The organism is Pseudomonas sp. 20P_3.2_Bac5, assembly GCF_025466035.1.
In the GTDB taxonomy this organism is placed as follows: Bacteria; Pseudomonadota; Gammaproteobacteria; order Pseudomonadales; family Pseudomonadaceae; genus Aquipseudomonas.
This window is the reverse complement of the sequence record NZ_JANLOA010000042.1, coordinates 231,228-249,432: the sequence shown is the minus strand read 5'-3', so window position 1 is coordinate 249,432 and position 18,205 is coordinate 231,228. Positions and strand designations below refer to the sequence as shown.

14 protein-coding genes are annotated in these 18,205 nt (G+C 64.0%); 11 read left to right on the top strand and 3 right to left on the bottom strand.

Annotated elements, in window-relative coordinates; all coding sequences use genetic code 11:
* Positions 1 to 37: 37 nt before the first annotated feature.
* Positions 38 to 967 (bottom strand): LysR substrate-binding domain-containing protein, encoded by a 930-nt coding sequence (locus NTD88_RS07285; protein ID WP_262156280.1) that lies wholly within the window; start codon positions 965 to 967, stop codon positions 38 to 40.
* Between the two features lie 146 nt (positions 968 to 1,113).
* Between NTD88_RS07285 and NTD88_RS07280 the strand changes: the two genes are divergently transcribed.
* Together NTD88_RS07280 and NTD88_RS07275 are read left to right on the top strand one after the other, a co-directional pair.
* Positions 1,114 to 2,490, top strand: coding sequence for an L-serine ammonia-lyase (locus NTD88_RS07280; protein ID WP_262130404.1), 1,377 nt, complete (start codon positions 1,114 to 1,116; stop codon positions 2,488 to 2,490).
* A gap of 74 nt (positions 2,491 to 2,564) precedes the next feature.
* Positions 2,565 to 3,860 (top strand): serine/threonine transporter, encoded by a 1,296-nt coding sequence (locus NTD88_RS07275; protein WP_262156279.1) that lies wholly within the window; start codon positions 2,565 to 2,567, stop codon positions 3,858 to 3,860.
* Positions 3,861 to 3,979: 119 nt separating this feature from the next.
* Here the strand turns inward: NTD88_RS07275 and NTD88_RS07270 are convergent, their stop codons facing one another.
* Positions 3,980 to 6,607, bottom strand: a complete 2,628-nt coding sequence (locus NTD88_RS07270) for a hypothetical protein (protein WP_262156278.1) — start codon at positions 6,605 to 6,607, stop codon at positions 3,980 to 3,982.
* Between the two features lie 352 nt (positions 6,608 to 6,959).
* On the opposite strand from NTD88_RS07270, the gene NTD88_RS07265 reads away from it, so the two are divergent.
* From NTD88_RS07265 to NTD88_RS07230, 8 genes are all read left to right on the top strand, one after another.
* Positions 6,960 to 9,467, top strand: a complete 2,508-nt coding sequence (locus tag NTD88_RS07265; RefSeq protein ID WP_095158509.1) for a hypothetical protein — start codon at positions 6,960 to 6,962, stop codon at positions 9,465 to 9,467.
* An 11-nt stretch (positions 9,468 to 9,478) separates the two neighbouring features.
* Positions 9,479 to 11,443, top strand: a complete 1,965-nt coding sequence (locus NTD88_RS07260) for a GMC family oxidoreductase (protein WP_262156277.1) — start codon at positions 9,479 to 9,481, stop codon at positions 11,441 to 11,443.
* A gap of 156 nt (positions 11,444 to 11,599) precedes the next feature.
* Positions 11,600 to 12,271: a DUF3313 domain-containing protein gene (locus tag NTD88_RS07255; RefSeq protein ID WP_095158511.1), complete on the top strand. Its 672-nt coding sequence runs from the start codon at positions 11,600 to 11,602 to the stop codon at positions 12,269 to 12,271.
* A 102-nt stretch (positions 12,272 to 12,373) separates the two neighbouring features.
* On the top strand, positions 12,374 to 12,952 hold the full coding sequence (locus NTD88_RS07250; protein WP_262156276.1) for a flavin reductase family protein: 579 nt from the start codon (positions 12,374 to 12,376) through the stop codon (positions 12,950 to 12,952).
* A gap of 109 nt (positions 12,953 to 13,061) precedes the next feature.
* Positions 13,062 to 13,745, top strand: coding sequence for a transcriptional regulator (locus NTD88_RS07245; protein WP_262130409.1), 684 nt, complete (start codon positions 13,062 to 13,064; stop codon positions 13,743 to 13,745).
* Between the two features lie 9 nt (positions 13,746 to 13,754).
* Positions 13,755 to 14,549 (top strand): PhzF family phenazine biosynthesis protein, encoded by a 795-nt coding sequence (locus NTD88_RS07240; protein ID WP_262156275.1) that lies wholly within the window; start codon positions 13,755 to 13,757, stop codon positions 14,547 to 14,549.
* The gene (locus NTD88_RS07235; protein ID WP_262156274.1) at positions 14,546 to 15,466 is read left to right on the top strand and encodes a pyridoxal-phosphate dependent enzyme; all 921 of its coding nucleotides are present in this window, start codon (positions 14,546 to 14,548) and stop codon (positions 15,464 to 15,466) included. Before NTD88_RS07240 ends, NTD88_RS07235 begins: the two co-directional genes overlap by 4 nt.
* Positions 15,467 to 15,569: 103 nt before the next feature.
* Positions 15,570 to 16,475, top strand: coding sequence for an SDR family oxidoreductase (locus NTD88_RS07230; RefSeq protein WP_262156273.1), 906 nt, complete (start codon positions 15,570 to 15,572; stop codon positions 16,473 to 16,475).
* A gap of 123 nt (positions 16,476 to 16,598) precedes the next feature.
* Here the strand turns inward: NTD88_RS07230 and NTD88_RS07225 are convergent, their stop codons facing one another.
* The gene (locus NTD88_RS07225; RefSeq protein ID WP_262156272.1) at positions 16,599 to 17,717 is read right to left on the bottom strand and encodes an aminotransferase; all 1,119 of its coding nucleotides are present in this window, start codon (positions 17,715 to 17,717) and stop codon (positions 16,599 to 16,601) included.
* Between the two features lie 133 nt (positions 17,718 to 17,850).
* Between NTD88_RS07225 and NTD88_RS07220 the strand changes: the two genes are divergently transcribed.
* Positions 17,851 to 18,156, top strand: coding sequence for a RidA family protein (locus NTD88_RS07220; RefSeq protein WP_262156271.1), 306 nt, complete (start codon positions 17,851 to 17,853; stop codon positions 18,154 to 18,156).
* Positions 18,157 to 18,205: the final 49 nt, after the last annotated feature.

Sequence of the window (18,205 nt, the reverse complement as noted above, 5' to 3'; positions counted from 1 at the left end):
TGATGACGCTCGTACGCTCGCTCCATCAGCAGAGCCGTCATTCGTACAGCGACCGAAACGCCTGCGCTTCCTCCACCAGCCAGTCATGCACCGCCCGTGCACTCGGGTGGGCCAGGGTTCCGGCGCTGTACAGCAACACATAGCGCTTGTGATTGGACACCGGCGAGCCGAACGGCACGATCAGCGTGCCCCGTTCCAGCTCGTCGTTGAGCAGGGTGCGCCGGGCAATCGCTACGCCGATCCCGGCGATGGCCGCCTCGATGGTCAGGTGGTTGCGGTTGAAGGTGTGCCCGCGCCGCACGTCCAGCCCCTCGGCGCCGATCGCTTGCAGATAGAACTCCCATTCCGCGTATTCCGAACTGCCGCGCCAGGCGGTGATGTCGTGCAGCAGCGGGTAATGCACCAGGTCGCTCGGCCCGTGCAGCGGCGGCCGACCGCGGAGCAGGGCGGGGGAGCAGACCGGGAAGATTTCTTCGTCCAGCAGCGGCGTCGAGTGCATGCCGGGGTAGCTGCCGTCGTTGAGGTCGATGGCGAGGTCGAAATCGCCTTCGTGCAATGAGTGGTTGCTGTCTTCGGCCACCAGGCGCAACTGGATATCCGGAAAGCGTTGTTGCAGGCGCGGCAAGCGCGGCGTTAGCCACTTGGCAAGGAACGAGGGAATCGAGCGCACGCGCAAGGTGCCGCGGATTTCCCCGGCATCCAGCCGGCGCAGCTCGGCATCGATGTTGCCGTAGGCTTCGTGCACGGTCAGCGCCAGGCGCTGGCCCTCGGCACTCAACTCCACGCCACGGGCCCGCCGCAGGAACAGGCGAAAGCCCAGGCGCTCTTCCAGTTGGCGAATCTGCTGGCTCACTGCGCCGGGGGTGATGTGCAGTTCTTCGGCGCAGCGGGTGAACGACAGGTGCCGCGCCGCACAGGAAAACACGTGCAACCAGACGTACATCTGGCCGTTCATTTGTCGCCTCATCGTTTAGTCCTGCTAAAGCCTTGCTTAGAAAGTTTCGTTGGTCATCGCCCGAGCGGCGCGGCAGTATCGCCCAACTTCGCGACACCTCTCAATTTTTTCACCGTGCACCGAAAGGGTCGTCGTCGTTCGGGCACGCAGGCATTAGCATGGCTATCAGTGTTTTCGATCTGTTCAAAATCGGCATCGGTCCGTCCAGCTCCCATACCGTCGGCCCGATGCGCGCCGCCGCGACCTTTGTCGAGGCGCTGCGCGGGCAGGGTGTGCTGGGCCAGGTCAGCCGGGTCGAGGTGCGCCTGTACGGTTCGCTGTCGGCCACCGGCGTTGGCCATGCCACCGATCGTGCCTGTCTGCTGGGGCTGATGGGCGAGTGGCCGGACCGCATCGATCCGCAGAGCATCGGCCCGCGCATCGAACAATTGCAGGCCACCAGCGTACTGATGCTTGGCGGTGACCAACCGATCACTTTCGATTGCCAGCGCGACCTGCTGCTGCTGAATGAAAGCCTGCCTTATCACCCCAACGCCATGACGCTTGAAGCCAGCGGCGACAACGGCCTGCTGCTGCAGCAAACCTACTACTCGGTGGGCGGCGGCTTCATCGTCGAGGCCGCGCAATTGACTGAAGCGGGCGGCGGCGCCGACACAGTGCAACTGCCATATGAGTTCTCCAGCGCCGAAGAAATGCTCGCGCTGTGCAAGCGTCACGGGCTGCGGGTCAGCCAGTTGATGATGGCCAACGAACTGGCCTGGCGCGAAGAAGCCGAGGTGCGCAGCGGCCTGTTGCAATTGTGGGCGGCGATGCAGGAGTGCGTGGTCAACGGCCTGCGCAACGAAGGCATCCTGCCGGGCGGGCTGAACGTCAAGCGCCGCGCCGCCAAACTGCACCGCAGTCTGCAGGAGCTGGGCAAACCCAACGTGATCGGCTCGACCTTGAGCGCCATGGAGTGGGTCAACCTGTTCGCCCTGGCGGTCAACGAAGAAAACGCCGCCGGCGGGCGTATGGTCACCGCGCCGACCAATGGCGCGGCGGGGATCATCCCGGCGGTGCTGCATTACTACATGAAGTTCAATCCCGAAGCCTGCGACAACGATGTCGTCGACTTCCTCCTGGCCGCCGCCTCGGTGGGCATTCTGTGCAAGAAAAACGCGTCGATTTCCGGCGCCGAGGTCGGCTGCCAGGGCGAGGTCGGTTCGGCCTGCGCCATGGCCGCGGCGGGCCTTGCCGATGTGCTCGGGGCCACCCCGGCGCAACTGGAGAACGCGGCGGAAATTGCCCTGGAACACAACCTCGGCCTGACCTGCGACCCGGTCGGCGGCCTGGTCCAGGTGCCGTGCATCGAGCGCAACGCCATCGCTGCGGTGAAGGCGATCAATGCCGTGCAAATGGCCCTGCGCGGCGACGGCGAGCATTTCATTTCCCTGGACCGGGTGATCCGCACCATGCGCGACACCGGCGCCGACATGCATGAAAACTACAAGGAGACCTCCCGCGGCGGCCTGGCCGTCAGCTTTGTTGAATGCTGAACCCCTTGGCGCGGATCGCTAACGCGCCACCCTGGTTATTCATAGGCGACAAAAACAACTACAAGGCGTAATCAATGACTGATGTAAACACCACGAACCTCGGTGTCGCGGCGAGCCCTGCTGCGCGCGAAACGGGCTGGAGCCGTCACGACACCACCTGGACCCTCGGCCTCTACGGTACCGCCATCGGCGCCGGCACCCTGTTCCTGCCGATCAACGCCGGCGTCGGCGGCTTCTGGCCGCTGTTGGTGCTGGCATTGCTGGCGTTCCCGATGACCTTCTTTGCCCACCGTGGCCTGACCCGCTTCGTCCTGTCCGGGCGCAAGGGCGGCAACGAAGACATCACCGAAGTGGTGGAAGAACACTTCGGCGCCGGTGCCGGCGCGATGATCACCTTGCTGTATTTCCTGGCGATCTTCCCGATCCTGCTGGTGTACAGCGTTGCGCTGACCAACACCCTGGGCAACTTCCTCGAACACCAGTTGCACATCGCGCCGCCCCCGCGGGCGCTGCTGTCGCTGCTGCTAATCTGCGGCCTGATGATCGTGGTGCGTTGCGGCCAGGGCATCATCGTCAAGGTGATGAGCCTGCTGGTCTATCCGTTCGTGGCGGCGTTGCTGTTGCTGGCCCTGAGCCTGATTCCCAACTGGAACGGTGCGTTCTTCGCCCAGGCGGCCGAGGGTATGGCGCCGGGTCTGTTCTTCAAGACCTTGTGGCTGGCGATTCCGGTGATGGTGTTCTCGTTCAACCACTCGCCGATCATCTCGGCCTTCGCGGTCAGCCAGAAGCGCCGTTATGGCGAGCAGGCGGATGAGAAGAGCGGGCGCATCCTCGCGCTGTCGCACCTGATGATGGTGCTGACGGTGATGTTCTTCTGCTTCAGTTGCGTGCTGGCCCTGTCGCCGACCGACCTGGGCGCGGCGAAGACCCAGAACATCTCGATCCTGTCGTACCTGGCGAACCACTTCCAGACCCCGGTCATCGCCTTCGTCGCGCCGCTGATTGCGCTGGTGGCGATCACCAAATCCTTCCTCGGCCATTACATCGGTGCCAGCGAAGGTTTCCAGGGCCTGATCGTCAAAGGCCTGCGTGGTCGCGGCCGGAGCTTGTCGGCCAAGCGCCTGGAGCAACTGACGGCGCTGTTCATGGTGGTGACCTGCTGGATCGTCGCGACCCTCAACCCGAGCATCCTCGGCATGATCGAATCCATGGGCGGCCCGGTGATTGCCTGCCTGCTGTTCCTGATGCCGATGTACGCGATCAACAAAGTGCCGTCGCTGCGCAAGTACTCGGGCAAGGTGTCGAACGTGTTCGTGGTGCTGGTGGGGTTGGTGACCTTGTCGGCGATTGCGTGGTCGGTGGTGGCCTGACACCACGGCCGTGTAAACGACGCAAAACCTGTAGGAGCGGCCGTTAGCCGCGATGGGCCGCTTCTACAGGATCGCGAGTGGCCGATGGTTTGCGATGGCCTGCAAGATGCTGGCCGACACTACCTCGCCAAATACGCCCACAATGCATCCGCAACACCCGAGCCCGATTTGCCATCGCCAAACAACCGTTGCCCGGTCTGCAACCCCAACTGCCGGTAGCTCTCGAACTGGGCTTCATCGAAGAACTGGTTGGCCGTGCTTTCGTTGGGGAAGGTCGGGTGTTCGCTGGCGTAGTTGATCACGTCCACCGGCAACCCGGCGACGACGTTGGGTTTGAGCAGAAGAATGCGTGCGGTGCGCTGGCCTTTCTGGTTGCTGACGTTGAACAGCATGGCGCAGCGCAGGCTGTCGCCTGGTCCCGGCGCGGCGAAGTTTTCCGGCAGGCCGAAGTAGGGGCCCAGCACCGGGTCGCTCAGCACGTCCATGTCCTGCCTGATTTCCAGCGCCTGGTCGATGCGCGCCAGGCGGATCAGGTTGGCGAGGTCGTCGAACTTGTAGGTCGGGTCGGCACCGCAGTCGCACATCACGATCAGTTCGACATTGCGCCCCTCGCGGATCAGCTCGTAGGTCGCGGTGTTCTCGAAATGGCCGCCGTCGGAGAGGTACTGGAAGTCGCGGCGCAGGCCGTGGAAGTGGGCGGTCAGTTCGTAGAACAGGTAGGTCTGGGTCGGGAAGGTCGTGGCCCAGCCTTTGTCCCGCCAGACCCGCGGCGTCCCGGTCTTTTCATCGGCTTCGAGGAAGTTCGCCGGCCACCAGCTACCCAGGCGCACGTTGGTCAGGCCGAAGGCCAGCGAGGTGCCCAGGCTGGTGGCGCGGCCCAGCCCCGTGGAAAACGCCGCGCCGGAGGTGGCGACCCAATGCGCCAGGCCCAGCGGCTGGTAGATTTCGCTGACGATAAAACGTTCCTGACTGCCGCGTTGACGCGGTTCGCCATCGAGGATGTAGCTGACGCTGGCATTGCCCGCTTGACCACTGGGCGCCAGGCACAATGGCTTGCCCTTGCGGTCGCGCTGCACCAGTTGCTCGGCCGGGTCGACCGTCAGGTTCATGGTGACGTTGATCAGGTGCACCGGCGCGCAGGTGGTGGTGCCGTAGTAGGTTTCGATCGCCACGTCATCGCCGGGCAGCGCTTCGGCGACGCTCATGCGCTGCTTGCGGATCTTGCGGGTCGCGCCGTCGAAACGCTGGCCATTGGAGGCGCCGAGGTAGGCGCGGGCCAGCCGGCTGGCATAGAAGGACTGCAACGACGACTGGTTGAGGAAGCCGATGAAGCGACCTGTAACTAAACTCAAGAGCGCCGCCGTCGCCACCAGCACCCACAGGCGGGTGACGGCGTCGTTTTCCAATCCCTGATAGCGCACAAACTGCACCAGCAAGCCCCATAACACCGCGACCAGCATGAAAATGGTGACGCCGGCTGCGCCAGCAATCACGCTCATCGGCAGGCGGCCCAGCCAGCTCGGCATGGCCTTATCGTCGCTGAACGCAGACAGGCCGCGAACGAGGGCGATCAATACCGGCAACACGGCGGTGGAGGAGATCAACGGGCCGCGTTGCTCGCTGTTGTAGATCCACTCGGTCAGCCAGGGCACCAGGGCGAAGAAGCTGGCGACCAGCACCGCAATGAATGCCTGGCTCAGGTAGCGGGTGACCAGTACGCGGTAAGTGCGCACGCAGTCGTTGCGGGCCATGGCGTCGTCGCGGTCGCGCTTGTGCTTCAGCGACAAGCCGATCCACACGGCATAAACAATCCCCAACCAATTGACGGCGCCGAGCCCGACCAGAATGGCCCACAGCTCACCGTCCATGCCCCAAGAGGCGGAGGCCAGACCGAAGATCATCAGTCCCGCAGCGAACGCGGACACTGTGGACCAGTTGAACAGGTGCACGCGTTCGTCCTGGTTTTTCTGGAAGTACACCATCCAGAACGCCGCCATCAGCGGGATCACCGCCACCAGCGTCAGCAGTCCCGGCACCCACCACAGCGAATCACAGAGCAGGTGCGCCACACCCATCGGCAGCAACGCGGCAATCGGCGAACAGATCGCGCTGCCGGCGATATACACCTGCAACAGCACGGCCGCCGCGAGGGTGAACAGCAGCGGCAGGCCGATGACCACCTGCAAGGCCAGCAGGTTACGCAGCGACAACGCCAGGACATAGAAGATGTCGCCGGCACCGCCGGGTGTCAGGTAGCGGCCGTTTTCCCGCAGCCAGGCCAGCGGCGCTTCCCCGGGCGGCGAGGTGCGGTAATCGGTGCTGGTATGGATGCGCCCCGGTGGCTCGTAGTCGAGCACCTTATAGGCGGTGTCGGCAGCCTGGACTTCCGGGGGGCTGGCGACTGGCGCCTCGTCGGTTTTGCGCAGGCGGTCCGGGAGGAACAGGCTGCCGAAGAACGAGCCGAGATAACCACCACCGCTGACGGTGGACAGGTAATCGAACTGGGCGATCAGGCGGTTGCGCGGCTTGTCCTTGTCGTCGTCCGCACCCGGCGCTTTCGACCGGGCCAGCGACTGCAGCACCCCCAGACAGAACGTCGCGCTGCGAATGCCGCCACCGGACAGCGCCACGGCCCAGTGCGCCTTTTTCTCGTTGGCGAGGCCAAGCAAGCTGCGGCGTGTGCCGATCCGCGCATGTTCGGCGCGGTATTGCGCGCGTTGCTCGGGTGAAACCTGTTCTTGTGACACGGGCTTTTCCTTGTCCATGTTCCGCCTGCCAGATAGGTGGATGAGCGTCCTGGCGAAGGAGTGTAGAGCAGCAAAATAGCCATTAGCCAGCAGTGTGATCGACTTCACAAAAACACTGTACGCAAACCTATAAGAAGCCGCGATAAGTGCAGGTTTTTCATAGCGAAATGAAATTAATGGAGTGACTGGAAATAGCCTAGTCTGGGCGCTTGCAAGGAGTTGTAACGTAACTGGCGCGGCGGATTAACCGGTCTGTCGCGTGGCTGTCAGTTCAACCGGCCATCTGGACCGGCCGCAATAACGTGTCCCCAAGGACAGAGGGACCGGTCTGCACGTTTGCAAGGAGCAGCGCATGAAACCCGTGAAGCTGATGCTGAGCGTCTTCCTTCCTTTGGTGCTGTTACAGGGGTGTAACAGCGAAACGAAGAATCCCTGCGGGGACCAATCCGGCAAGATCCTCGATGAAGCCAAATGCGTCGGCCGCGAAGCCGACAGCCTGAAAGGCGCCGAAGAGGACTACTTCGCCGACATGGACTACGGGGTGTCGAAACAGCCCCATCTGCTGGTGGAGCGGCTGTCGCCGTTCATTCCCGGCATCACCGAGCAACAGGCGGTCGACGCCTTTGCCCGCGGGCGCAACAACTGGATCGTCTGGACCGCCGGCAACGACAAACTCTGGGACCAACTGTCCCGCGACAGCGTCGGCAACCTCGACTTCCTCAAGACCATCTCCAACCACCCAAGCCTGAAAGCCAACCGCGACAACCGCTGGCAGTACCTCGGCGTAGTCAACGAGCCGTGCTACACCAAGGCGCAAGGGCCGCGCGAGGACCGTCATGGCCTGTGGCTGGACAGCCGTGATCCGTCCTGCGGCGCGGACCCGTTCGAGAACGAAAGCAAATACCCCGGCGTGAAAATCGGCGCCCGCGGCAAGAACCTGCCCGTGGGCTCGTACTACGGCTACGGCACCGGCATCGTCGGCCTGCGGTTGTTCCCCAACCCGGACTTCGACGAGAAGGCGGAGAAACGCTGGGACGCCAAGCGCTACTACGAAGACCCCAGCTACTACAACGACAGCAAGCTGGTGAAACCGTATCGCGTGGGCATGTCCTGCGGCTTCTGCCACGTCGGGCCGAACCCGACCAATCCGCCGGCCGATCCCGAGCGTCCAGCCTGGGCCAACCTGAGTTCCAACCCCGGAGCGCAGTATTTCTGGGTTGACCGCATCTTCATGTGGGACCAGGACCCGACCAGCTTCCCCAATCAGTTGTTCCACACCGCACGGCCGGGCGCACTGGATACCTCGCTGGTGTCGAGTGACTACATCAACAACCCGCGCACCATGAACGCGGTCTACAACCTCAAGGCGCGGATCGAGCTGGCCGCGCACCTGGGCAAGGAGAAACTTGCCGGCGGCGACCTCAACAACCGCCAGTTCAACGATGTGCCGGGGATTCCGGCCGACAGTCCACTGACCCAGTTCTACAAGAAGCCGGACACCGTGTTCACCCCACGAGTGCTCAAGGACGGTTCCGACTCGGTCGGCGCCCTCGGTGCGCTGAACCGGGTGTTCGTCAATATCGGGCTGTTCAGCGAGGAGTGGACCACCCACTTCCGGCCACTGATCGGCGGCAAACCGATCACTCCGTTCCGCATCGATGTGGCGCGCAAGAACTCCTCGTACTGGAACGCCAACGAGCTGCAAACGCCCGACCTGGCGTTGTTCTTCCTGGCCTCGGCAACCCCGGACTACCTGAAGAACGCCCCCGGTGGCGCGGCGCACCTGAACGCTTCGCCGACCGAGCTGGATCGCGGCAAGGAAGTCTTCGCCGACACCTGTGCGCGCTGCCACTCCAGCAAGCTGCCGGACAAGGCCTGGGCCAAGTTCCCGGATAACGGCTGCGTCAACGGTAACTACCTGCAGTGCTGGAACGACTACTGGAGCTACAGCAAGACGCCGGAGTTCAAGAACGCGATGCGGGACATCGTCAAGAAAGACGACTTCCTCACCGACAACTTCCTCTCCACCGAACTGCGGGTGCCGGTCACGTTGCTGGAAACCAACGCCTGCAGCCCGCTGGCGACCAACGCCCTGGCGGACAACATCTGGGACAACTTCTCCTCGGAGTCGTACAAGAAGCTGCCGGGCGTCGGTTCGGTGCTGGTGCAGAACCCGTTCACCGGCGATGCGAGCGAGTACACCATGCCGGCAGGCGGGCGCGGTTATACGCGGCCGGCGTCGCTGATCAGCGTCTGGTCCACTGCGCCGCTGTTCCTCAACAACACCCTCGGTACGTTCAAGTGGTCGGGCAGCGTGAATGACCGCATGGCGTCCTTCGACAACTCCATCGAGATGCTGCTGTGGCCGGAAAAACGCCAGGGCAACTTCCAGGTGGTGACCCGTTCCGGCAAGACCCACCCCGGTACCGTCGATGTGACCACCGAAACCAGCTACCTGCGGGTCAACAGCGGTTACCTGCCGGGCTTCCTGCAAAAACTCGAAGGCGTGCTGAGCCGCTGGTTCCCGTGGGCGTTCGGCGATGACGGTATCCAGCTCGGGCCGATCCCGCAGGGCACGCCGGTCAACCTGCTGTCCAACATCGACCTGGACAAAGGCGACCAGGTGCTCGACCTGCTGCTGAAGATCAAGCACGACCTCAAGCAACTGCCGCCCGGCGCCAGCGACGATGAAGCGCGCAAGGTGTTCAAGCGTCTGGTCAAGCCGTTGCTGGAAGTCAGCAAGTGCCCGGACTTCGTGGTGGACAAGGGGCATTACTTCGGCACCGGCTACCTCAAGGATGAGCCCGGGCTGAGCGATGAAGACAAACGGGCACTGATCGCCCTCCTGAAAACCTTCTGAGGTTGGCTGCGATGACTGACGAAATGGATTACGAATACATCGTGGTGGGATCCGGGGCAGGGGGCGGCACGGTCGCCGCCCGCCTGGCCGAACAAGGGCGCCGGGTGCTGGTGCTGGAATCGGGCAGCGATCCGGTGGCCAATGGCGGCGCGGAAGGTTTGCCGGAGCAGTACCAGGTGCCGGCGTTCCACCCGCGCTCCACCGAGAACAACGCGATGCGCTGGGACTTCTTCGTGCGTCACTACAGCAGTGACGCGCGGCAGTCCCAGGACCCCAAGTTCATCCGCGACTACGAGGGCGAGACCGTCAACGGCGTGCTCTATCCACGGGCCAGTTGCCTGGGCGGCTGCACCGCGCACAACGCGATGATCACGGTCTACCCGCACAACCAGGACTGGGACCATATCGCCCAGATCACCGGCGACCCGTCGTGGCAGGCCAGCGCCATGCGCGAGCATTTCGAGCGCCTGGAAAACTGCCATCACCGGCCGTTCCAGCGCTTTCTCTCGTGGTTCGGCATCAACCCGTCGCGGCACGGCTACAAGGGGTGGCTGCACACCGAGAAGGCGGTGCCGGAAGCGGTGATCGACGACCTGTCGCTGGTGCGCTCCATCGTCAAGTCCGCCGAACAGGCGTTCAAGGCACTGGGCGAGAAGCTCAAGCGCATCGGCTGGCAATTGCAGGGCGTCGGCGACCCAAATGACTGGCGCTTGGTGCGCGACGAGGCCTTCGGCCTGCGCTATCCGCCGCTGGCGACCCACAAGCACCACCGCATGGGCACCCGCGAGCGCTTGCTGGACGTGCAGCAACGTTTCCCGGACAACCTGCACATCGAGCTGGATGCGCTGGTGACCCGGGTGCTGCTGGATGATCAGCAGCGCGCCTATGGCGTGGAGTACATCAAGGGCGCGCGGTTGTATCGGGCCTGCACCTTGCCGCGCAACCCGGCGTCCGCCGGCGAACTGCGCCAGGTCCGCGCCAGTCGCGAGGTGATCCTCGCCGGTGGCGCGTTCAACACCCCGCAACTGCTGATGCTCTCGGGCATCGGCCCGCGCGAGGTGCTGGAGTCGGTCGGGGTGCCGGTGCAGGTGGAGTTGCCCGGTGTCGGGCGCAACCTGCAGGACCGCTACGAAGTCGGGGTGGTCAACCGGATGAATTTCGAGGAGTGGGAAGTGCTCAAGGGCGCGCGTTACGCCAAGGGCGACCCGCAGTACGAGGAATGGGCCAAAGGCAAGCTCGGCGTGTATTCCACCAACGGAGCGGTGCTGGCGGTGATCAAGAAGTCGTTCAAGCAACGGCCGTTGCCGGACCTGTTCTGCTTCTCCCTGCTGGCGCTGTTTCGCGGTTACTTCCCCGGCTATTCGAACCTGATCGTCGACAAGCTCAACTACCTGACCTGGGCGGTGCTCAAGGCGCACACCAACAACACCGCCGGCTACGTCACCCTGCGTTCGAAGGACCCGGCGGATACCCCGCTGATCAACTTCCGTTACTTCGAGGAAGGTAACGACACCAAGGGCGAAGACCTGCAATCGGTGGTGGAGGGCATCAAGTTCGTCCGTGGCCTGGCCAAGCCGCTCAAAGAGGCGAAACTGATCGCCGCCGAAGAACTGCCGGGCGACGCGGTGCAGACCGACGAGCAGCTCAAGGAGTTCGTGCAGAACCAGGCCTGGGGTCACCACGCCTCCTGCACCTGCCCGATCGGTGCGGCCAACGACCCGATGGCGGTGCTCGACAGCGCTTTCCGGGTGCGCGGGGTGAGCAACCTGCGGGTGGTGGACGCGTCGATCTTTCCGAAGATCCCGGGCTTCTTCATCGTCACCTCGATCTACGTCGCCGCGGAAAAAGCCGCCCAGGTGATCCTTGCCGATGCGGCCCGCGGCCAGGCGCAGAACGCACGCAGCGGGGCCCGGACAGCGGCGGCCAGCAGTAGCGCGGCGACCACGGTGGAGGCGATGGTCGGCCACAAAAACTGAACCGGTCGTGCTTTTCCGGCTTTGCTCCGGCACGCCGGAAAAGCTGGGCTATACCTAACCCTGCCTGACCAACCCGCCGGCCGTGCCCGGCGGGTCCCTTTCAAGACTGTCGCGGTGGCGCGGTCGAAGTACCGTGAGGCCACCCAGGAGCATGCAATGAAAGCCGCATCCATGATGGGTTCGCTTTGCCTGGCGTCGCTGCTACTGACTGGCTGCTCCAGCAGCCTGACCCAACCGACCGAGTATTCGGGCTTTCTCAAGGACTACAGCCGACTCAAAGAAGCCCGCTCGCCTTCCGGCGCGCCGGTGATGCGCTGGATCGACCCGCAACTGCAGGCCGGAACCTACCGCAGCGTGTACATCGAGCCCAGCCAGCTCTATCCCAAACCGCAGGCGACGGCGCAGATCCCGCAGAGCACCTTGACCGGCATCACCAACTACTACGACCAGGCGCTCAAGCGCGAACTGGGCAAATCCCTGCCACTGGCCAGCGCGCCGGGGCCGGGTGTGATCGTGGTGCGTCCGGCGATTACCGCCGTCAGCAGCAAGACCGAAGGGCTCAAGCCCTATGAAGTGATTCCGATCGCCCTGGTCGCAGCGGCGGTGAGTACCGCCTCGGGGATTCGCGACCAGGAAACCGATATCGCCACCGAGGCCCAGTTCATCGATGGCGGCACCCAGAAAGTCGTGGCCCAGGTGGTGCGCAAAGGCACCGGCAAACCGCTGGAAAACACCAGCCAGGTACTCAAGCCGGACGATGTGAAGGCGGTGATCGATGGCTGGGCGGCGGATTTGCACCAGTCCTATCTAAACCTCAAAACCAAATAACCCTCCCTCCTGTAGGAGCGAGCTTGCTCGCGATCGCGACAAGCTCGCCCCGACAACAGGTGTTGTAGACTGCCTCGATTCCGCATTCCGAGGTCCTACCCCATGCCCGCGCACTTCCAGCCCGTCGACCTGAAAAAAGCCTACCGCCTGCTCAACCACGGTCCGACCGTGCTGGTATCGGCGTCCCACGACGGAGTCGATAACGTGATGGCGGCCGCCTGGGCCTGCGCCCTGGACTTCGACCCGCCGAAGGTCACCGTGGTCCTCGACAAGATCGCCAAGACCCGGCAACTGGTGGAAGGCAGCGGCTGGATGGTGCTGCATGTGCCGAATGCCGGCCAGTTGAAGCTGACCCATCAGGTCGGCACCCAAAGCCTCGCCGATACGCCGGACAAACTGACGCAGGCCGGCGTCGAGCTGTTTCGCGTCGAGGGTTACCCGGCGCCCTTGGTCGCCGGTTGTTCGGCCTGGCTGATGTGCTGGGTTATCGATGAGCCGCACAACCAGTCCACCTACGACCTGTTCATTGCCGAAGTCGTCGCCGCCTGGGCCGATGACCGCGTGTTCCAGGACGGTCACTGGACCTTCGAAACCGCCGATCCCGCGCTGCGCAGCCTGCACTACGTGGCTGGCGGGCATTTCTATGCCATCGGCGAGGCGCTGGATGTCGAGCAGCCCTGAGGGCGTGTTGCCTGCTGGCGAAACGTTCCGGCGGGCAACTTAAAAGCTTTGTTGAATTTTCAACGCTCTGTTGATATTTTTCCTGTCCACTTTCTCTGGACAGTTCGCCGTGACCCACGCCACCCACGAAGAACGCCGCCTGGTGCTGGACGTGCTGCGGGCCACGATCCGCATGCTCGGCAGCGTGCTGGGCCGCAACACCGAAGTGCTGTTGCACGATCTCACGTGCCCGGAGCGATCGGTGCTCGCCATCGTCAACGGCCATATCAGCGGCCGTCAGGTCGGCAGCCCGATCCTCGCCGGCCCGCAGGATGACCGCGGTTTCGACGCGGTCTTGCAGGCCGGGCTGGAGAAGGGCAGCCAGGCGCCGGTGGTGGTGGAGAACTACCCCACCCGTGGCCGCGATGGCCGCACGTTGCGCAGCGCCACCGTGGTGTTTCGCGATGCCGCCGGCGAGCCCTACGCCAGCCTCTGCGTGAACACCGACCTGAGCGGCATCGCCGCCGCCCAGGCCTGCCTCGAACAACTGCTCGCCACCGCGGTGGAACCGGCGCCGCCAATTACCGACACGCCGGACCTCGAACAACTGATGACCCAGATCATCGACGGCGCGCTGCAGGACGCCGGCCGCCAGGGCGTGCGCTTCGGCAAGGCGCAGAAGCTCGATGCGGTGCGGCAGATGCACGACGGCGGGCTGTTTATCGTCAAAGGCGCGGTGGAGAAGGCCGCCGCCGCGCTCGGCGTCAGTCGTTACACGATCTACAACTACCTCGAAGAAATCCGTAACGGTTAAGGAGTCTCCATGCAACTACCGCTCTATCAGGTCGATGCGTTCAGCGACCGCGCGTTCGGCGGCAACCCGGCGGCGGTCTGCCCGCTGCCGGCCTGGCTGGACGACGAGACGCTGCAGCGCATCGCCGCGGAGAACAACCTGTCCGAAACCGCCTACTTCGTTGCCGAAGGCGAGGGCTACCGGCTGCGCTGGTTCACTCCGGCCGTGGAAGTCGACCTGTGCGGCCACGCCACGCTGGCGGCGGCCTGGGTGTTGTTCAACGAACTGGGCGAACGCCGCGAGACCTTGCGTTTCTTCACCCGCAGCGGCGAACTGCGGGTCAGCCGCAACGGCGCGTTGCTGGCCATGGATTTCCCGCTCAAACAACCACACCCGCAAACCCCGCCGGCCGGACTGGCCGAAGCGCTGGGTTGCCGAATCGAGGCGCTGTATCGCTGCGACGACTACATCGTGGTGGTGGAGAGCCAAGCGGTGGTGGAAGGGTTGCAACCTGACTTCGCCGCCCTGGCGCGCTATGACGTGCGCGGCGTCGCCGTGACCGCGCCGGGCACCGACGTCGATTTTGTTTCGCGCTGGTTCGGCCCGCAGGTCGGCGTCAACGAAGACCCGGTGACCGGCTCGGCGCACACCGCGCTGGCGCCGTATTGGGCCGAACGCCTTGGCAAACGCAGCCTGCGCGCCCGTCAGGGCGGCGCCCGACGTGGCGAATTGCAGTGCGACGTGCAAGACAACGGCCGGATCATCATCAGCGGCCAGGCCGCACTTTACCTGCGCGGCACCCTTTACCTGGAGAATCGGCCATGAGCCTGCACCTGAATACACCGCTGCTGGAATCCCGCCCGCTGAGCCTGGCCAGCGGCCATGAGGTCTGGCTCAAGCTCGATGCCCTGCAACCCGCCGGCTCGTTCAAACTGCGCGGCGTTGGCCAGGCCTGCGAGCACCATGCGAAGCAAGGCAAGCGCCGCTTCATTTCGTCTTCGGGCGGCAACGCCGGCATCGCCGTCGCTTACGCGGGCCGTTGCCTGGGCCTGCCGGTCACCGTGGTGGTGCCGGAAAGCACCACCGAGCGTGCCCGACAACTGATCCGCCAGGAAGAAGCCGAAGTGATCGTCCACGGCAAGGTCTGGCATGAGGCCAATGAACTGGCGCTGTCGCTGGTGGGCGAGGACGACGCGTTCATTCATCCGTTCGACGACCCGCTGCTCTGGTCAGGCCATGCGAGTCTGGTGGACGAAGTGGTCGCCAGCGGTTTCAAGCCGGATGCGGTGGTGTTGTCGGTGGGCGGCGGCGGACTGCTGTCCGGCGTCTGCGAGGGCCTGGAGCGCAATGGCTGGGAGGACGTGCCGGTGTTCGCCGTGGAGACTGCGGGCGCGGCGTCGCTGGCGGCGGCAATGACGCAAAAGACATGGGCGGCGCTGGACAGCATTGACAGCATCGCTACCACGCTGGGCGCGAAGCAGGTCTGCCGTCAGGCATTCGAACTGATTCAGCGGCGGCCGATCATCAGTCATGTCGTCAGCGACGGCGAAGCCCTGGACGCCTGCGAGCGTTTCCTGCGCGACCACCGCGTGCTGGTGGAACCGGCCTGCGGCGCCGCGCTGGCGCTGGCTTACGCACCGAGCGAAGCGCTGCGGACGTATCACCGGGTGCTGGTGGTGGTCTGCGGTGGTGTGACGGCGACCATTGACCAGATTCGCGAGTGGCGGGCCCAGGTCGACTGACCGCCGGTCGGTGACGTGGCCGGTCCGGGCAAACCTTCCCGGACCGCCCCGTCTCGAACCTCACAGTAGCGCGCTGTTGCGCACCATCCTGTGGAGGTCTCCGATGCCGACCAAGAAGCACGACCAGTTCAGCATGCAGAACCCGCTGACCCAATACCCGCAACCGCCATTTCCGGCTCAGGGCCAGGAAGCACCGGGCCTGGATTCACGCATGAAGCCTGAGCCCGATCACGGCGAAGACACCTACAAGGGCTTCGGCCGACTGGCCGGCCGCAAGGCGCTGATCACCGGCGCAGACTCCGGGATCGGCCGCGCGGTGGCGATTGCCTTTGCCCGCGAGGGCGCCGATATCGTCCTCAACTACCTTCCTATCGAACAGGCTGACGCCCGTGAAGTGATCAAACTGATCGAAGCCGAAGGCCGTCGGGCGATCGCGATGCCGGGAGACCTGAAGGACGAGCGCTTCTGCAAGGACCTGGTGGACAAGGCCCACGAACAACTGGGCGGCCTCGACATTCTGGTGAACGTCGCTGGCAAGCAGATGGCGCGCAAAGAGGTGGCCCATCTCACCAGCGAACAGTTCGACGCGACGATGAAGACCAATGTTTATGCGCTGTTCTGGCTGTGTCAGGCGGCGGTGCCGCTGATGCCGGCCGGGGCGACCATCATCAATACCGCCTCGATCCAGTCGTATCAGCCCTCGGCGACCTTGCTCGACTACGCCACCACCAAAGCGGCGATCGTCGCCTTTACCAAGGCGCTGGCCAAACAGGTGATCGAGCGCGGGATCAGGGTCAATGCGGTGGCGCCGGGACCGATCTGGACTGTGTTGCAGCCCAGTGGCGGCCAGCCCGCCGAGAAAATCCCGAACTTTGGCGGGCAGACCCCGATGAAGCGCCCGGGGCAGCCGGCCGAGTGTGCGCCGTTGTATGTGTTGCTGGCGTCGCAGGAGTCCAGCTATATCACCGGTGAGGTGTTTGGGGTGACGGGGGGCAATCCGTTGCCTTGAAGGGCCTGATTACTCACCAACCGGTGGGAGTGGATTCACCGGACGCCAGCCCTTCGCGGATGAATCCGCTCCCACAGCTCCCACAGCATGGAGGCGATCTGAAGCCTGCGGCGCCCGGTCTGATCAGATCTCCCGCAGGAACGCCGACACCAACGCCAACCCTTCCTTCAGCACCTGCGCGTTATTGGCATAGCCAATACGCACATAGCCCTCGATATCCAGCGCGCTGCCCGGAGTGAACATCACGCCCTTGGCGTCCAGCAAACGCACGCAGAAATCCCGCGACGACAGGTCAGTGTCGATTTTCAGCAGCGCGGTAGTACCCGCTTTCGGCCGCACATAAGACACCCGCGGTTCATTCGCCACCCAAGCGTCAAGAATTTCCAGGTTGTCGCGGGTGATCGAACGGCTGCGGGCAAGGATGTGCTCACGGTTTTCCAGGGCGATGGCGGCGAAGTGGTCGTCCAGCATGCCGACGCTGATGGTGTTGTAGTCGCGGTGGATCGACACGGCGTGGATCAGCGCTTGCGGGGCGACGATCCAGCCCAGGCGCAGGCCGGCCAGAGAGTAGGTCTTGGACATGCTGGCGGTGCTGATGCCTTTCTCGTAGAGGTCGGCCACCGAGGCGGTAAAGCCGTCGCCGTGTTGGTCGGTGCCGCGATAGACCTCGTCGCAGAGCAGCCAGGCGTCCACCGAGCGGGCGATTTCGACGATCTGCTCCAGCAGCGCGCGGTCCATCAGCGAGCCGGTGGGGTTGTTCGGGTTGTTCAGGGCGATGACGCGGGTCTTGGCGTTGACCATGCCGCGCAGTTCTTCGAGGTCCGGCAAGAAGGCGTTTTCTTCGCGCAGACGCAGGATCGATACATCGGCGCCGTAGCTTTCCGGGATCGAGTAATGCTGCTGGTAAGTCGGCGCTACCGACACCACGTGGTCGCCGGGCTCTACCAGGGTCTCGTAGACCAGCGCGTTGGCGCCGATGGCGCCGTGGGTGACGATCACGTTTTCACGCTCCTGGCTGTCGTGCAGCGAGGCGATCAGGTCACGCAGGCGGTCGGAGCCTTCGATGGCGCCGTAGGTCATTTTCATCGGCAGCAGTTCATCGAGGATGCTGTCCTGCTTGCCCGCAAATGCCAGCAACTGGCCCAGGGTAATGGACTCCACGCAGGTTTCCGCGAGGTTGTAGCGGCACTTGTTCTCGTAGGCGTTCATCCAGATTTCGACGCCGAACTCTTTGATCTTCATGGTTGCTCTCTTGTGGTTGTTGCAGGTTGATAAAAGCAGGGTTCAGGCGCGCTCGCCCAGTTATGGGTGGTGTGCGGGCGGGAAACATGTATAGCCTAAATATCTACGGTAGACAATATATCCACATGAAGAGATGATTCTTCCCGCCGGAAGCACGAGGGCACGGGCCAACGATCTGGAAGGGGACACGGCGAGCCAGACCCGCGAGACGTTGCGCAATATCGAGAGCCTGCTGGCACAGGCGGGCACGGACAAAACCCGGATTCTCTCGGCGACGATTTATCTACGGGACATCGCCACGGATTTCGCCGCGATGAATGGCGTCTGGGATGAATGGCTGCCGCTGGGCAGCGCACCGGCACGGGCGACAGTACAGGCGACGCTGTGCGATCCGCGCATGCGGGTGGAAATCAGCGTGATTGCGGCGGCGAACGCCTGACCGGCGAGGAGGGCGGCGAGCTGTCCATGGGGCAGCACGCAAAAAGGCG

Excerpts from the sequence above, each read along its gene's own strand:
- NTD88_RS07285 (WP_262156280.1), bottom strand. The coding sequence starts at position 967 with ATGAGGCGACAAATGAACGGCCAGATGTACGTCTGGTTGCACGTGTTT.
- NTD88_RS07280 (WP_262130404.1), top strand. The coding sequence starts at position 1,114 with ATGGCTATCAGTGTTTTCGATCTGTTCAAAATCGGCATCGGTCCGTCC.
- NTD88_RS07275 (WP_262156279.1), top strand. The coding sequence starts at position 2,565 with ATGACTGATGTAAACACCACGAACCTCGGTGTCGCGGCGAGCCCTGCT.
- NTD88_RS07265 (WP_095158509.1), top strand. The coding sequence starts at position 6,960 with ATGAAACCCGTGAAGCTGATGCTGAGCGTCTTCCTTCCTTTGGTGCTG.
- NTD88_RS07260 (WP_262156277.1), top strand. The coding sequence starts at position 9,479 with ATGACTGACGAAATGGATTACGAATACATCGTGGTGGGATCCGGGGCA.
- NTD88_RS07255 (WP_095158511.1), top strand. The coding sequence starts at position 11,600 with ATGAAAGCCGCATCCATGATGGGTTCGCTTTGCCTGGCGTCGCTGCTA.
- NTD88_RS07250 (WP_262156276.1), top strand. The coding sequence starts at position 12,374 with ATGCCCGCGCACTTCCAGCCCGTCGACCTGAAAAAAGCCTACCGCCTG.
- NTD88_RS07240 (WP_262156275.1), top strand. The coding sequence starts at position 13,755 with ATGCAACTACCGCTCTATCAGGTCGATGCGTTCAGCGACCGCGCGTTC.
- NTD88_RS07235 (WP_262156274.1), top strand. The coding sequence starts at position 14,546 with ATGAGCCTGCACCTGAATACACCGCTGCTGGAATCCCGCCCGCTGAGC.
- NTD88_RS07230 (WP_262156273.1), top strand. The coding sequence starts at position 15,570 with ATGCCGACCAAGAAGCACGACCAGTTCAGCATGCAGAACCCGCTGACC.
- NTD88_RS07225 (WP_262156272.1), bottom strand. The coding sequence starts at position 17,717 with ATGAAGATCAAAGAGTTCGGCGTCGAAATCTGGATGAACGCCTACGAG.
- NTD88_RS07220 (WP_262156271.1), top strand. The coding sequence starts at position 17,851 with ATGATTCTTCCCGCCGGAAGCACGAGGGCACGGGCCAACGATCTGGAA.